The 13,953-nt window shown below is 59.2% G+C and carries 14 protein-coding genes; 13 read left to right on the top strand and 1 reads right to left on the bottom strand.

Translation table 11 applies throughout. From position 1 onward, the window contains the following. The first annotated feature begins 94 nt into the window (after positions 1 to 94). The 5 genes from CAF63_RS21850 to ispD all read left to right on the top strand — a co-directional run bounded on the left by CAF63_RS21850 (position 95) and on the right by ispD (position 5,177). Positions 95 to 1,726: a CTP synthase gene (locus CAF63_RS21850; RefSeq protein ID WP_007954805.1), complete on the top strand. Its 1,632-nt coding sequence runs from the start codon at positions 95 to 97 to the stop codon at positions 1,724 to 1,726. A gap of 5 nt (positions 1,727 to 1,731) precedes the next feature. Further along, positions 1,732 to 2,577 (top strand): 3-deoxy-8-phosphooctulonate synthase, encoded by an 846-nt coding sequence (gene kdsA / locus CAF63_RS21845; protein ID WP_007954807.1) that lies wholly within the window; start codon positions 1,732 to 1,734, stop codon positions 2,575 to 2,577. A 156-nt stretch (positions 2,578 to 2,733) separates the two neighbouring features. After that, the gene (gene eno, locus CAF63_RS21840; protein WP_007954808.1) at positions 2,734 to 4,023 is read left to right on the top strand and encodes a phosphopyruvate hydratase; all 1,290 of its coding nucleotides are present in this window, start codon (positions 2,734 to 2,736) and stop codon (positions 4,021 to 4,023) included. A gap of 171 nt (positions 4,024 to 4,194) precedes the next feature. Further along, the gene (ftsB, locus tag CAF63_RS21835) at positions 4,195 to 4,473 is read left to right on the top strand and encodes a cell division protein FtsB (protein WP_003222158.1); all 279 of its coding nucleotides are present in this window, start codon (positions 4,195 to 4,197) and stop codon (positions 4,471 to 4,473) included. Then, positions 4,470 to 5,177 carry a 2-C-methyl-D-erythritol 4-phosphate cytidylyltransferase gene (ispD, locus tag CAF63_RS21830; protein ID WP_085688693.1) on the top strand — a complete coding sequence of 236 codons (708 nt, stop codon included), beginning with the start codon at positions 4,470 to 4,472 and terminating at the stop codon, positions 5,175 to 5,177. Before ftsB ends, ispD begins: the two co-directional genes overlap by 4 nt. Here the strand turns inward: ispD and CAF63_RS21825 are convergent. Next, the gene (locus CAF63_RS21825) at positions 5,174 to 6,070 is read right to left on the bottom strand and encodes a LysR substrate-binding domain-containing protein (RefSeq protein ID WP_007954817.1); all 897 of its coding nucleotides are present in this window, start codon (positions 6,068 to 6,070) and stop codon (positions 5,174 to 5,176) included. The genes ispD and CAF63_RS21825 overlap by 4 nt on opposite strands. 116 nt (positions 6,071 to 6,186) lie before the next feature. On the opposite strand from CAF63_RS21825, the gene CAF63_RS21820 reads away from it, so the two are divergent. From CAF63_RS21820 to rpoS, 8 genes are all read left to right on the top strand, one after another. Further along, positions 6,187 to 7,299 (top strand): S-(hydroxymethyl)glutathione dehydrogenase/class III alcohol dehydrogenase, encoded by a 1,113-nt coding sequence (locus CAF63_RS21820; RefSeq protein ID WP_007954819.1) that lies wholly within the window; start codon positions 6,187 to 6,189, stop codon positions 7,297 to 7,299. 55 nt (positions 7,300 to 7,354) lie between these two features. Then, positions 7,355 to 8,200 carry an S-formylglutathione hydrolase gene (gene fghA, locus CAF63_RS21815; protein WP_085688690.1) on the top strand — a complete coding sequence of 282 codons (846 nt, stop codon included), beginning with the start codon at positions 7,355 to 7,357 and terminating at the stop codon, positions 8,198 to 8,200. A 43-nt stretch (positions 8,201 to 8,243) separates the two neighbouring features. After that, entirely contained in the window at positions 8,244 to 8,717 is a 474-nt protein-coding gene (gene ispF / locus CAF63_RS21810; protein ID WP_085688687.1) for a 2-C-methyl-D-erythritol 2,4-cyclodiphosphate synthase, read from the top strand. After that, positions 8,714 to 9,772 (top strand): tRNA pseudouridine(13) synthase TruD, encoded by a 1,059-nt coding sequence (gene truD / locus CAF63_RS21805; RefSeq protein ID WP_085688685.1) that lies wholly within the window; start codon positions 8,714 to 8,716, stop codon positions 9,770 to 9,772. Before ispF ends, truD begins: the two co-directional genes overlap by 4 nt. After that, positions 9,760 to 10,509: a 5'/3'-nucleotidase SurE gene (gene surE / locus CAF63_RS21800; RefSeq protein ID WP_085688682.1), complete on the top strand. Its 750-nt coding sequence runs from the start codon at positions 9,760 to 9,762 to the stop codon at positions 10,507 to 10,509. Before truD ends, surE begins: the two co-directional genes overlap by 13 nt. A 41-nt stretch (positions 10,510 to 10,550) precedes the next feature. After that, positions 10,551 to 11,186, top strand: coding sequence for a protein-L-isoaspartate(D-aspartate) O-methyltransferase (locus tag CAF63_RS21795; RefSeq protein WP_170844894.1), 636 nt, complete (start codon positions 10,551 to 10,553; stop codon positions 11,184 to 11,186). A 211-nt stretch (positions 11,187 to 11,397) separates the two neighbouring features. After that, positions 11,398 to 12,279: a peptidoglycan DD-metalloendopeptidase family protein gene (locus CAF63_RS21790; protein ID WP_085688679.1), complete on the top strand. Its 882-nt coding sequence runs from the start codon at positions 11,398 to 11,400 to the stop codon at positions 12,277 to 12,279. A gap of 106 nt (positions 12,280 to 12,385) precedes the next feature. After that, positions 12,386 to 13,393, top strand: coding sequence for an RNA polymerase sigma factor RpoS (rpoS, locus tag CAF63_RS21785; protein WP_007954831.1), 1,008 nt, complete (start codon positions 12,386 to 12,388; stop codon positions 13,391 to 13,393). Positions 13,394 to 13,953 lie beyond the last annotated feature (560 nt).

Genomic DNA, 13,953 nt, shown 5'->3' with positions numbered 1-13,953 from the left:
GCACTGTGATTAATGCAGGTGATCGGGGGCTTCGGCCTTCCTTCGCTTTCCCCGGCGGCTCGGACCGCTTTAACGCAGACTTCTAGGGTTTTTCATGACGCGCTACATATTCGTCACGGGCGGTGTTGTTTCTTCTTTGGGGAAAGGCATTGCATCGGCTTCATTGGCGGCCATCCTGGAGGCGCGGGGGCTTAAGGTCACCATGCTGAAGCTGGATCCGTACATCAACGTCGACCCGGGCACCATGAGCCCGTTCCAGCACGGTGAAGTGTTCGTCACCCACGACGGCGCCGAGACCGACCTGGACCTGGGCCACTACGAGCGGTTCATCCGCACGACCATGACCCAGAACAACAACTTCACCACCGGCCGTGTCTACGAGCACGTGCTGCGCAAAGAGCGCCGTGGTGACTACCTGGGTGCAACCATCCAGGTGATTCCGCACATCACCGACGAAATCAAGCGTCGCATCATCAAGGGTGCCGGCGATGCCGACGTGGCCTTGGTGGAAATCGGCGGCACCGTTGGCGACATCGAGTCGCAACCGTTCCTCGAAGCCATCCGCCAGTTGCGTGTGGAAGTCGGTTCCAAGCGCGCGATGCTGATGCACCTGACCCTGGTTCCGTACATCGCTACCGCGGGCGAGACCAAGACCAAACCGACCCAGCACTCGGTAAAAGAGCTGCGTTCGATCGGTCTGCAGCCAGACGTGCTGATCTGCCGCTCCGACCATCCGGTGGATGTGTCGTCGCGTCGCAAGATCGCGCTGTTCACCAACGTTGAAGAGCGTGCGGTGATCTCCCTGGAAGACGTCGACACCATCTACAAGATCCCGGCCGTGCTGCACGCTCAGGGTCTGGACGACTTCGTCGTCGAGCGTTTCGGCTTGCAATGCAATGGCGCCGACCTGTCCGAGTGGGAAAAGGTCGTCGATGCCAAGCTGAACCCGGAGCACGAAGTCACCATCGCGATGGTCGGCAAGTACATGGAACTGCTGGACGCCTACAAGTCGCTGATCGAAGCGATGAGTCACGCCGGCATCACCAACCGTACCAAGGTCAACCTGCGCTACATCGATTCCGAAGACATCGAGAACCAGGGCACCGCGCTGCTGGAAGGCGTCGACGCGATCCTCGTACCGGGCGGCTTCGGTCTGCGTGGCGTGGAAGGCAAGATCACTGCCGTTCAGTACGCTCGCGAAAACAAGGTTCCGTACCTGGGTATCTGCCTGGGCATGCAAGTGGCGGTCATCGAGTTCGCCCGTAACGTGCTGGGCTGGAAAGACGCCAACTCCACCGAGTTCGATCGTGCCAGCGGCCATCCGGTTGTCGGTCTGATCACCGAGTGGGAAGACGCTACCGGTGCAGTCGAAACCCGTACTGAAGCATCCGATCTGGGCGGCACCATGCGCCTCGGCGCTCAGGAATGCCTGCTCGAAGCCGGCTCCAAGGTGCACGACTGCTACGGCAAGGATGTGATTGTCGAACGTCACCGTCACCGTTACGAAGTGAACAACAACCTGCTGCCGCAAATCATCGAGGCCGGCCTGAAGATTTCCGGTCGTTCTTCCGATGCAGCGCTGGTTGAAGTGGTCGAAGCTCCGGATCATCCATGGTTCGTCGCTTGCCAGTTCCACCCTGAGTTCACCTCGACGCCACGCGATGGCCATCCGCTGTTCAGCGGCTTCGTCAAAGCGGCATTGGCTCAACACCAGAAGAAGGCGTAACCCCGATGGCACAGAAGATCATCCGCGTCGGCGACATCGAGATTGCCAACGACAAACCCATGGTGCTGTTCGGTGGCATGAACGTGCTGGAAAGCCGTGACATGGCCATGCAGGTTTGCGAAGAGTACGTGAAGGTCACCGAAAAACTCGGTATCCCTTACGTGTTCAAGGCCAGCTTCGACAAGGCCAACCGTTCTTCTGTGACCTCCTATCGTGGTCCTGGCCTGGAAGAGGGCATGCGCATCTTCCAGGACATCAAACAAGCCTTCGGCGTGCCGATCATCACCGACGTCCACGAGCCTGACCAGGCCGCGGTCGTCGCCGAGGTCTGCGACATCATCCAGTTGCCGGCCTTCCTGTCGCGCCAGACCGATCTGGTCGTCGCGATGGCCAAGACCAACGCTGTGATCAACATCAAGAAAGCCCAGTTCCTCGCGCCTCAGGAAATGAAACACATCCTGAACAAGTGCGTGGAAGCGGGTAACGATCAGTTGATCCTTTGCGAGCGCGGTTCGAGCTTCGGCTACAACAACCTCGTGGTCGACATGCTCGGCTTCGGCATCATGAAGCAGTTCGAGTACCCGGTATTCTTCGACGTGACCCATTCGCTGCAAATGCCTGGCGGTCGTTCCGACTCCGCCGGCGGTCGCCGCGCCCAAGTCACCGACCTGGCCAAGGCTGGCATGAGCCAGTCGCTGGCGGGGCTGTTCCTCGAAGCGCATCCGGATCCGGACAACGCCAAATGCGACGGCCCTTGCGCCTTGCGTCTGGACAAACTGGAGCCATTCCTGGCCCAGCTCAAAGCCCTGGACGAACTGGTGAAGAGTTTTCCGACGGTAGAAACCGCGTAAACCTCAATTCTCCGGTAAAGTACCGCACGATTTGTCGCTCATGCCCTCGGGTATGAGCGTTGTCGTCTGCAAGCTGCCCGCTGCACACCACTTGCCGACGGTAAAAAGATTTCCTCTAGCTGCGTCGTTTTCGTCAACTTTGGAGTGTTTACAACAATGGCAAAAATCGTCGACATCAAAGGTCGTGAAGTTCTCGACTCCCGTGGCAATCCCACCGTGGAAGCGGACGTGCTTCTCGACAACGGCATCATCGGCAGCGCTTGCGCGCCGTCCGGTGCATCCACTGGCTCGCGTGAAGCGCTCGAGCTGCGTGATGGCGACAAGAGCCGTTACCTGGGCAAGGGCGTGCTCAAGGCGGTAGCCAACATCAACGGTCCGATCCGCGATCTGCTGCTGGGCACCGACCCAAGCGACCAGAAAGCGCTGGATCACGCGATGATCAAGCTGGACGGTACTGAAAACAAAGCGACCTTGGGCGCCAACGCCATCCTCGCCGTGTCTCTGGCTGCGGCCAAGGCGGCTGCACAGGATCAGGACCTGCCGCTGTACGCACACATCGCCAACCTGAACGGCACACCGGGTGTGTACTCGATGCCGGTTCCGATGATGAACATCATCAACGGTGGCGAACACGCCGACAACAACGTCGACATCCAGGAATTCATGGTTCAGCCGGTTGGCGCCAAGTCTTTCTCGGAAGGTCTGCGCATGGGCACCGAGATTTTCCATCACCTGAAAGCCGTGCTGAAGGCTCGTGGCCTGAGCACCGCTGTTGGTGACGAAGGCGGTTTCGCACCGAACCTGGCTTCCAACGAAGACGCACTGAAAGTAATCTCCGAAGCAGTCGCCAACGCCGGTTACAAACTGGGCACCGACGTGACCCTGGCTCTGGACTGCGCAGCCAGCGAATTCTTCGAAGACGGCAAGTACAACCTGTCCGGCGAAGGCCAGGTGTTCACCGCTGAAGGTTTCGCCGACTACCTCAAAGGTCTGACCGAACGTTACCCGATCATCTCGATCGAAGACGGTCTGGACGAGTCCGACTGGGCTGGCTGGAAGATCCTCACCGACAAGATCGGCGAGAAGACCCAACTGGTCGGCGACGACCTGTTCGTGACCAACACCAAGATCCTGAAAGAAGGCATCGATAAAAAGATCGCCAACTCGATCCTGATCAAGTTCAACCAGATCGGCACCCTGACTGAAACCCTGGAAGCCATCCAGATGGCCAAGGCTGCCGGTTACACCGCCGTGATCTCGCACCGTTCGGGCGAAACCGAAGATTCGACCATCGCCGACCTGGCTGTGGGTACTTCGGCTGGCCAGATCAAGACCGGTTCGCTGTGCCGTTCCGACCGCGTTTCCAAGTACAACCAACTGCTGCGTATCGAAGAGCAGTTGAATGGCAAGGCCAAGTACAACGGTCGCTCCGAGTTCCGCGGCTGATTGCTACATGTTAAAAAGACACCGGATTGTGTCGGAAAAGTCGTGACAGCGATGGATTTGCCACTAATCTGATGCCTTATATGCACAAGCCTGGATATTCCAGGCTTCGTGCTATCAGATGCTTCAAAGTTTTGGCGTGGCTGTCTTTTTTCACTGGATACCTGATATTCGATGCGCAGTCCTTACTGGTTGTTTCTCGTCTTGCTCTTGCTGCTGGCCGGTCTGCAGTACCGCCTGTGGGTGGGCAATGGCAGTCTGGCGCAAGTCGCCGAACTGAATCAGCAGATTGCTGATCAACACGCCGAGAACGAAGCCTTGCTGGAGCGCAACCGGGTGATGGACGCTGAAGTCAGCGAGTTGAAGAAAGGCATGGAGACCGTTGAAGAGCGGGCTCGTCACGAACTGGGCATGGTCAAGGACGGCGAAACCCTTTACCAGTTGGCCCAATGATCGATTCCCTGCCGGCCTTCTGGGCCGTGATTCCTGCCGCGGGCGTCGGTGCCCGTATGGCCGCGGATCGTCCCAAGCAATATCTGCAACTGGGCGGGCGCACAATTCTCGAACACAGCCTCGGCTGTTTCCTCGATCACCCGAGCCTGAAGGGCCTGGTGGTCAGTCTTGCCGCTGATGATCCTTATTGGCCGACCCTGGCCAGTGCCAGCGATCCGCGCATTCAACGGGTCGATGGTGGCGCCGAGCGTTCTGGTTCGGTGCTCAACGCCTTGCTGCATTTGCACGCACAAGGTGCCGACGATGAGGATTGGGTACTGGTGCACGATGCTGCACGACCTAATCTGAGCCGTGAAGATCTCGACAAACTGCTCGCTGAGCTGGCAAATGATCCGGTCGGTGGCCTGCTTGCCGTGCCGGCGAAGGACACCCTGAAACGGGTCGACAAGCACGGTCGGGTGGTCGAAACCGTCGATCGCAGCGTGATCTGGCAGGCCTACACGCCGCAGATGTTCCGCCTCGGTGCTTTGCACCGCGCACTGGCGGACAGTCTGGTGGCCGATGCAGTGATCACCGATGAAGCCTCGGCGATGGAGTGGGCAGGCATGGCGCCGCGTCTAATCGAGGGCCGTGCGGACAACCTGAAAGTCACCCGCCCGGAAGACCTCGAATGGTTGCGCCAGCGCTGGACCAACCGGCGTTAAATCCGGTACTCCGGCCGCTCGGCCAAACCTTCCTTGAGAAAGTCCACCAGTTTGCGCACCTTCGGCGACAAGTGCCGCTGCTGCGGATACAGCGCCCACACCGCCGTATTCGGCGGTTGATGCGCCTCCAAAAGCGAAATCAACGCACCGCTGTGCAGATGCTCCAGCACGTAATAGTCCGGCAGTTGACAAAGCCCAACGCCTTGTAGTGCCGCATCCAGCACCGCTTGCCCACTGTTGCAGCGCCAGTTTCCCTGCACCCGCTGAGAAAATTCTCGCCCGTTTTGCTCAAGCTGCCAGATATCCGAGCTGCCGATCAGGCAATTGTGCCGTCCCAGTTCCGACAAACTGTGTGGGCGCCCGTACCGTTCCAGGTAGGAAGGCGACGCACACAGATACATGCGCCGTGGTGCCAGGCGGGTGGCCACCAGCCGGGAATCCTGAAGACGCCCAAGCCGGATCGCCAGGTCGAGGCCTTCATGCACCAGATCAAGTTGGCGGTTGGTCAGTTCGATATCGATGCGCAGTTGCGGGTAATGCCCCATGAACCGGGTCACCAGCGGCACGATGAAGCGTTCGCCGTACGCCACGGCGCAGGTCATGCGCAGCATGCCTTTCGGCTCGCTGGTCAGGTCGCCGACCGCACGCAACGCTTCTTCGCGTCCGTCCTGCAGGCGCTGACAATGTTGCAGAAATGTCTGGCCCGCTTCGGTCAAGGTGACGCGCCGGGTGCTGCGATAAAGCAGTCGCGTCTGCAAACGCTCTTCCAGCCGTACGATTTGTCGACTGATGTGCGAGGAAGAGACGCCCAGGCGTTCGGCAGCCGCGGTGAACTGGCTGCATTCGGCGACGGCGACGAACTCGTCGATACCTTCCCAGCGGTTTTCGGACATCGGGATTATCCCTGTATGGCAATAATGTTTTGCTTTTGTCCGGATTATTCATCAAGCAGCGCTGGACTACACTCCTTGTCTGATTTTTTATTCAATGGATTCACTGGAGAGACAGCATGATCAAGTCGCGCGCCGCCGTTGCCTTCGAGGCCAAGAAGCCGCTGGAAATCGTAGAAGTCGATGTCGCCATGCCCAAGGCCGGTGAAGTGTTGCTGCGCGTGGTGGCTTCCGGGGTTTGCCACACTGACGCTTACACCCTGTCCGGCGCTGACCCGGAAGGTATCTTCCCGTCGATCCTCGGCCACGAAGGTGGCGCCATCGTTGAAGCGATCGGCGAAGGCGTGACTTCCGTGGCCGTCGGCGACCACGTGATTCCGCTGTACACCCCGGAATGCGGCCAGTGCAAATTCTGTAAGTCGGGCAAGACCAACCTGTGTCAGGCCATTCGCGCCACCCAGGGCAAGGGGCTGATGCCGGACGGCACTTCGCGTTTTTCCTACAAGGGCCAAACGATTTTCCACTACATGGGTACTTCGACGTTCTCCGAGTACACCGTGCTGCCGGAAATCTCCGTGGCCAAGATTTCCAAGGACGCGCCGCTGGAAAAGGTCTGCCTGCTCGGTTGCGGCGTGACGACCGGTATCGGCGCAGTGATCAACACCGCGAAGGTCAAGCCAGGTGACACCGTGGCCATCTTCGGTCTCGGCGGCATCGGTCTGTCGGCCGTGATTGGCGCGGTGAAGGCCAAGGCTTCGCGCATCATCGCCATCGACATCAACCCGGCCAAGTTTGAGATCGCCAAACAACTGGGTGCCACCGATTGCGTGAACCCGAAAGACTTCGATCGTCCGATCCAGGAAGTGATCGTCGACATGACTGACGGCGGCGTCGACTTCTCCTTCGAATGCATCGGCAACGTGCAACTGATGCGTGCGGCCCTCGAGTGCTGCCACAAGGGCTGGGGCGAGTCGGTCATCATCGGCGTAGCCGGTGCCGGCCAGGAAATCGCTACCCGTCCGTTCCAGTTGGTGACCGGTCGCGTCTGGCGTGGTTCGGCGTTTGGTGGCGTGCGTGGCCGTACCGAATTGCCAAGCTATGTCGACATGGCGCAAAGCGGCGAAATCCCGCTGGATACTTTCATCACTCACACCATGGGCCTGGAAGACATCAACAAGGCCTTCGACCTGATGCACGAAGGCAAGAGCATTCGCACTGTCATTCATTTCTGATCAATCGCGATGCCACGGCTGCCAGCGTGCAGCCGTGGTTGCGTAGGAGTCCTACATGAGTCTGGAAAACATCTCCTGTCAGAAAAGTTTCGGTGGTTGGCACAAGCGCTATCGTCATCGCTCCGAAGTGCTGGGCTGTGACATGGTGTTCGCCGTGTACCTGCCGCCGCAGGCGGAGCAGGGCGGCAAGCTACCGGTGCTGTACTGGCTGTCGGGCCTGACCTGCACGGACGAGAACTTCATGCAGAAGGCCGGTGCCATGCGCATGGCGGCCGAACTTGGCCTGATCATCGTGGCGCCGGACACCAGTCCGCGCGGCCCGGATGTACCGGGCGATCCGGAGGGCGCGTGGGATTTCGGCCTCGGTGCCGGGTTCTACCTGAATGCCACGCAGGAACCGTGGTCGCGTCACTATCGGATGCATGACTACGTTGTGCAGGAATTGCCTTCACTGGTTGAAGCGCATTTCCCGGCGTCGGAAAAACGCAGCATCAGCGGCCACTCGATGGGCGGTCACGGTGCGCTGGTCTGTGCGTTGCGCAATCCGGGACGTTATCAGTCGGTGTCTGCGTTCTCGCCGATCAATAATCCGATTGATTGCCCTTGGGGCCAGAAAGCGTTCAGCCGCTATCTGGGCGAAGATCGTTCGAAATGGCGCGAGTGGGATGCCTGTGCGCTGATCGCCGAGGCCGACGAGAAACTACCATTGCTGGTGGATCAGGGTGACCGCGACGATTTCCTCGCCACCCAGCTCAAGCCTGAAGCCCTGCAACAAGCGGCAAAACAGGCGGGGCATCCGCTGACGTTGCGCCTGCAACCGGGCTACGACCACAGCTATTTCTTCATCGCGAGCTTCATTGACGACCACTTGCAGCATCACGCACGCGCCCTGAAGGGTTAATGCAGGTAGAATCACGCCCTGACAAAATTCGGGGCGTTTTTTTATGCGTATTGGCCACGGCTATGATGTGCACCGTTTCGCTGAAGGCGATTTCATTACTCTGGGCGGCGTGCGAATCGCACACGGCTTCGGGCTGCTCGCTCACTCCGACGGTGACGTCTTGCTGCACGCCTTGAGCGACGCCTTGCTCGGCGCGGCGGCGCTGGGTGATATCGGCAAGCATTTCCCGGACACCGACCCGCAATTCAAGGGCGCCGACAGCCGCGTACTGCTGCGTCACGTGGTCAGTCTGATCCACGCCAAAGGCTGGAAGGTCGGCAACGTCGACAACACCATCGTTGCCCAGGCGCCGAAGATGGCCCCTCATATCGAATCGATGCGCGCGCTGATTGCCGAGGATCTGCAAGTAGAACTGGATCAAGTGAACGTGAAAGCCACCACCACCGAGAAGCTCGGCTTCGTCGGTCGCGAAGAAGGCATCGCCGTGCATTCCGTTGCCTTGTTGCTGCGCGCATGAACGAACTGCAACTGCTCGGCCCGCGGGCCTATGGCGATGCCCTCGGCACCGCGGTACTGAAAGCCATCGCCGAAGATTTCCAGGTTGATGAAGTCCTCGACATTCCGTTCAGCGGTGACGGCGAGCACCTGTGGATCTGGGTGGAAAAACGCGGCCTGAATACAGAAGAGGCTGCACGCCGCATCGCCAAGGCTGCCGGTGTACCTTTGCGTACGGTGAGCTACGCCGGGCTCAAGGATCGTCAGGCGCTGACCCGTCAGTGGTTCAGCGTGCAATTGCCGGGCAAGGCCGATCCGGATCTGTCGGCGGCGGAAAACGACACGCTGAAAATCCTCAAGACCACCCGCCACAAGCGCAAGCTGCAACGTGGCGCGCATTCGGCCAACGGTTTCACGCTGCGTCTGACTCAGTTCAATGGCGACAAGGCCGCCATCGACGAGCGTCTGCAACTGATCACCAAACAGGGCATCCCGAATTACTTCGGCGCCCAGCGTTTCGGCCATGACGGTGGCAACGTGGTCGATGCCCGTTCGTGGGCCGCGCGCAAGGCACTGCCGGAGCAGCGCAATGTGCGCTCGCGCTTGCTGTCGACCGCGCGCAGTTTTCTGTTCAATCAAGTGCTCGCGGCGCGGGTGGCCGATGGCACCTGGCAGCGCGCGCAGGTCGGCGATCTGCTGGCATTCACCGACAGCCGCAGCTTTTTTCCGGCCGGTGAAGCCGAATGCAGCGACCCGCGCCTTGCGATTCTCGATCTGCATCCGACCGGCCCGCAGTGGGGCGAAGGTGACTCGCCGGCGGCCGGGGTTGTCCATGATCTGGAGCAGGGGATTGCCGCACGCGAGGCGGATCTGCGCGATTGGTTGATTAATGCCGGTATGAGCCACGAACGTCGCATCCTGCGGCTGCCCATTGGCGGGTTGACGTGGCATTATCCCGAGCCTGACATTCTGCAACTGGAATTCGTCCTCCCGGCCGGATGCTTCGCCACCGTATTGGTGCGCGAACTCGTTGATCTGGTGCCGGTGGGGCAGACGGACAGCCCATGCGTATTCTGATTTCTAACGACGACGGGGTGACTGCGCCCGGTCTTGCCGCGCTTTATGCTGCGTTGGCGGATTACACCGAGTGCGTGGTTATCGCCCCGGAACAGGACAAGAGCGGCGCCAGCAGTTCGCTGACACTCGACCGTCCGCTGCACCCGCAATACCTGGCCAACGGCTTTATCAGCCTCAATGGCACGCCGACCGACTGCGTCCATCTGGGGCTCAACGGTTTGCTCGAACGCGAGCCGGACATGGTGGTTTCGGGTATTAACCTGGGCGCCAACCTGGGTGATGACGTGCTGTATTCCGGAACGGTGGCAGCCGCCCTCGAGGGCCGCTTTCTCGAGCGCCCGTCGTTTGCCTTCTCGCTTGTTTCGCGGCAGGTCGACAACTTGCCCACGGCCGTCTACTTTGCGCGCAAACTGGTCGAGGCCCATGCCGGGCTCGATCTGCCTCCGCGCACGGTATTGAACGTGAACATTCCGAATCTGCCGATCGATCACATTCGCGGCATTCAACTGACCCGTCTCGGCCATCGCGCCCGTGCGGCTGCACCGATGAAAGTCGTGGACCCGCGCGGCAAGGCCGGTTACTGGATCGCAGCGGCAGGCGACGTGGAAGACGGCGGGCCGGGCACCGATTTCCATGCGGTAATGCAAGGTTACGTATCCATCACTCCGTTGCAGCTCGATCGCACCTTCAATGATGCCTTCAGAAGTCTCGACGGCTGGCTGGAGGGGCTCAACTGATGGCTCGTGAACAAGACGACAGGCTGCGCAGCGGCATCGGGATGACGTCCCAGCGGACCCGTGAGCGCCTGATCCAGCGTCTGTACGAAGAGGGCGTTTCCAACGCCAGCGTGCTGGAAGTGATCCGCCGTACCCCGCGACACCTTTTCGTCGATGAAGCGCTGGCGCACCGTGCCTATGAGGACACCGCGCTGCCGATCGGCAACAACCAGACCATTTCCCAGCCTTATATGGTGGCGCGCATGAGCGAGCTGCTGCTGGAAGCCGGGCCACTGGATAAAGTGCTGGAAATCGGCACCGGTTCCGGTTACCAGACGGCGGTGCTGTCGCAACTGGTCGAGCGGGTGTTCTCGGTGGAGCGCATCAAGGTGTTGCAGGATCGGGCCAAGGAACGCCTGGTCGAACTCAACCTGCGCAACGTGGTGTTTCGCTGGGGTGATGGCTGGGAAGGCTGGCCGGCGCTGGCGCCGTACAACGGCATCATCGTCACGGCGGTCGCCACCGATGTGCCTCAGGCTCTGCTTGATCAACTGGCTCCGGGCGGGCGGATGGTGATCCCCGTCGGTTCGGGTGAAGTGCAGCAATTGATGCTGATCGTGCGCGAAGAAAACGGCTTCTCCCGACACGTTCTGGGGGCAGTGCGTTTCGTACCGTTGCTCAACGGTCCACTGGCCTGAGCATTTGTTTCAGGATGCTGAATTCCTGTCGAGCGCGCCTGTCTTACAGCGGCAGCGAGTGTTTAAACAGGATGGATCGTTTACAAGCAAACGTGTGCGTCGAGCAATAGCGCTTCTATAAAGGTAAAGCCGGTTGCGCCCGTTATACTTGCGAAGTTTCATGCCGGAGTCGGCATTCCACTTTTTTCAGCCACCACAAAGGGAGCGGCGGGTGAGTCTCACAGTCATTGCGCAGCGTATGGGTAACACGAGCTTTCAGCGCCTGGTGACTGGCCTTGTCTTGAGCACCTTGCTGGTCGGTTGCTCCAGCACAAAATCGAGCAACGTTCGGGTCGTCGATCGCAACAATGCGGTGGCCCAGCGTCCGGTCGTGACGACCGGGCAGTATGTAGTCCGTCCGGGCGATACTTTGTTTTCCATCGCTTTTCGCTACGGCTGGGACTACAAAGCCCTCGCCGCCCGGAACAATATTCCTACGCCATACACGATCCATCCGGGTCAGACGATTCGCTTCGACGGCCGCACCGGTTCAACGTCGACGGCGGTCGTCAGCAACGCCGGTTCTTCAGCGTCTTCGTCCAGTAAAACCACGGTTATCCGGCGCCAGGCGAATGGCACGACGACCACCACAACTACGGGGTCCGGCGCGGCTTCTACGACGGTTGTACCGTCCGTCGCCAACAAGCAAACGCCCGCTCCATTGCCTCCTCCGGGCCCGGCCCCGGCCGGCTGGGGATGGCCATCTAATGGCATTCTGATTGGTAAATTCTCTTCAAACGGTAGTTTGAATAAAGGAATTGATATCGCCGGAGATTTGGGACAGCCTGTTTTAGCTGCGTCTGATGGGACGGTGGTTTACGCCGGGAGTGGCTTAAGGGGCTACGGCGAATTAGTCATCATCAAACACAGCGAAACCTACGTCAGTGCTTACGGACACAACCGTCGGCTGTTGGTACGGGAGGGGCAGCAGGTCAAGGTCGGACAGACAATTGCCGAAATGGGGTCAACGGGTACAGACCGGGTGAAACTGCATTTTGAGATTCGCCGACAAGGTAAACCTGTAGATCCGCTGCAGTTCCTGCCAAGACGTTGATTTGCAGACCAGCCTGTTCCGTCGCGTAGAGGGGACAGGCTCCAGCGTTGCCAAGGATAAAGGCGCCGCTTGAGCTTGGGGTCGAACTCACCAAAGGACTATAACAATGGCTCTCAGTAAAGAAGTGCCGGAGTTTGACATCGACGATGAGGTTCTCCTGATGGAGACCGGCATCGATTCGGATTCGATGTCGAATGATGAAGGGGCTGCTCCACCTTCCGTTCGTGCCAAATCCAAACACTCCGCTTCACTTAAACAACACAAGTACATCGATTACACTCGGGCACTCGATGCCACGCAGCTGTACCTCAACGAAATCGGCTTTTCCCCACTGCTCTCCCCGGAAGAAGAAGTTCATTTTGCGCGCTTGTCGCAAAGTGGCGATCCTGCCGGGCGCAAGCGCATGATCGAAAGTAACCTGCGGCTGGTGGTCAAAATCGCCCGGCGTTACGTCAATCGGGGGCTGTCGCTGCTGGATCTGATCGAAGAGGGCAACCTCGGACTGATCCGCGCGGTGGAAAAGTTCGATCCCGAGCGCGGCTTCCGCTTCTCGACCTACGCGACCTGGTGGATTCGTCAGACCATCGAACGCGCGATCATGAATCAGACCCGGACCATCCGGTTGCCGATCCATGTGGTCAAGGAGCTCAACGTGTACCTGCGGGCTGCACGGGAGCTGACGCAAAAGCTCGACCACGAACCTTCACCCGAAGAAATTGCCAACCTGCTGGAAAAACCGGTGGGCGAGGTCAAGCGCATGCTGGGCCTGAACGAGCGGGTTTCTTCGGTCGACGTCTCGCTGGGTCCGGATTCGGATAAAACCCTGCTGGACACCCTGACGGACGATCGTCCGACCGATCCGTGCGAACTGCTGCAGGATGACGACCTCTCGCAGAGCATTGATCAATGGCTCTCTGAACTGACCGACAAGCAACGCGAGGTGGTCGTGCGTCGCTTCGGCCTGCGCGGCCACGAGAGCAGCACGCTGGAAGATGTAGGCCTGGAGATCGGCCTGACCCGGGAACGGGTAAGACAGATCCAGGTTGAAGGCCTCAAGCGCCTTCGTGAAATCCTTGAGAAAAACGGCCTGTCGAGCGAGTCGCTGTTTCAATAAGCCACCCGCATGACCGCTATGCAGAAAGCCCCGACTGGTTCGGGGCTTTTTGTTGGCGCACTGAAAGCGGGATACGTTCCCAGCTTGTAGGTTTGCGTTGTAAGCCTTTGCTGACTGTGTCGTAAGTGTTCGTTATTTGTACACTGCCGCTGAAGGCGATTACGCTCGTTGTTGATTCATAACTTAATGACTTATATGGTTATTTTTTAATGTGAAGGGCTTATGACAGCAGGTTTGTGCGCCGGAGGCCAGTTGCCCCCGGCGGGGAAATCTCTAGTATCTGGGTTGTGTCGACGGATAGACACGCCCTTCAGGGAAGAGGGGAATGGATATCGCAGGAAGCGATTCATCAGGACGATGAAAAGGAACACAGGGAATAGGGAAAAAATGTGGGCGGGTCAAACCGCCCCTTTTTTTTGCCTGAAGAAAAGCAAAACCCGGAAAAGCAAAAAGGCCCGCGACAGACTGTGTGAAAACCTAGCAATCTGTCCGGCCCTTTAAGAAAATGCTCCGTATCGAAAGATACGGAGCATTTTTCGTTATGGCCTACATACAAGGAG

It is taken from the genome of Pseudomonas sp. B20(2017) (genome assembly GCF_002113125.1).
In the GTDB taxonomy this organism is placed as follows: domain Bacteria; phylum Pseudomonadota; class Gammaproteobacteria; order Pseudomonadales; family Pseudomonadaceae; genus Aquipseudomonas.
The sequence above is the reverse complement of the archived record's forward strand: the minus strand, read 5'-3'. Positions and strand labels throughout refer to the sequence as shown.

Excerpts from the sequence above, each read along its gene's own strand:
- CAF63_RS21825 (WP_007954817.1), bottom strand. The coding sequence starts at position 6,070 with ATGTCCGAAAACCGCTGGGAAGGTATCGACGAGTTCGTCGCCGTCGCC.
- ispD (WP_085688693.1), top strand. The coding sequence starts at position 4,470 with ATGATCGATTCCCTGCCGGCCTTCTGGGCCGTGATTCCTGCCGCGGGC.
- CAF63_RS21820 (WP_007954819.1), top strand. The coding sequence starts at position 6,187 with ATGATCAAGTCGCGCGCCGCCGTTGCCTTCGAGGCCAAGAAGCCGCTG.
- CAF63_RS21795 (WP_170844894.1), top strand. The coding sequence starts at position 10,551 with ATGACGTCCCAGCGGACCCGTGAGCGCCTGATCCAGCGTCTGTACGAA.
- kdsA (WP_007954807.1), top strand. The coding sequence starts at position 1,732 with ATGGCACAGAAGATCATCCGCGTCGGCGACATCGAGATTGCCAACGAC.
- ftsB (WP_003222158.1), top strand. The coding sequence starts at position 4,195 with ATGCGCAGTCCTTACTGGTTGTTTCTCGTCTTGCTCTTGCTGCTGGCC.
- ispF (WP_085688687.1), top strand. The coding sequence starts at position 8,244 with ATGCGTATTGGCCACGGCTATGATGTGCACCGTTTCGCTGAAGGCGAT.
- rpoS (WP_007954831.1), top strand. The coding sequence starts at position 12,386 with ATGGCTCTCAGTAAAGAAGTGCCGGAGTTTGACATCGACGATGAGGTT.
- CAF63_RS21850 (WP_007954805.1), top strand. The coding sequence starts at position 95 with ATGACGCGCTACATATTCGTCACGGGCGGTGTTGTTTCTTCTTTGGGG.
- eno (WP_007954808.1), top strand. The coding sequence starts at position 2,734 with ATGGCAAAAATCGTCGACATCAAAGGTCGTGAAGTTCTCGACTCCCGT.
- truD (WP_085688685.1), top strand. The coding sequence starts at position 8,714 with ATGAACGAACTGCAACTGCTCGGCCCGCGGGCCTATGGCGATGCCCTC.
- surE (WP_085688682.1), top strand. The coding sequence starts at position 9,760 with ATGCGTATTCTGATTTCTAACGACGACGGGGTGACTGCGCCCGGTCTT.
- fghA (WP_085688690.1), top strand. The coding sequence starts at position 7,355 with ATGAGTCTGGAAAACATCTCCTGTCAGAAAAGTTTCGGTGGTTGGCAC.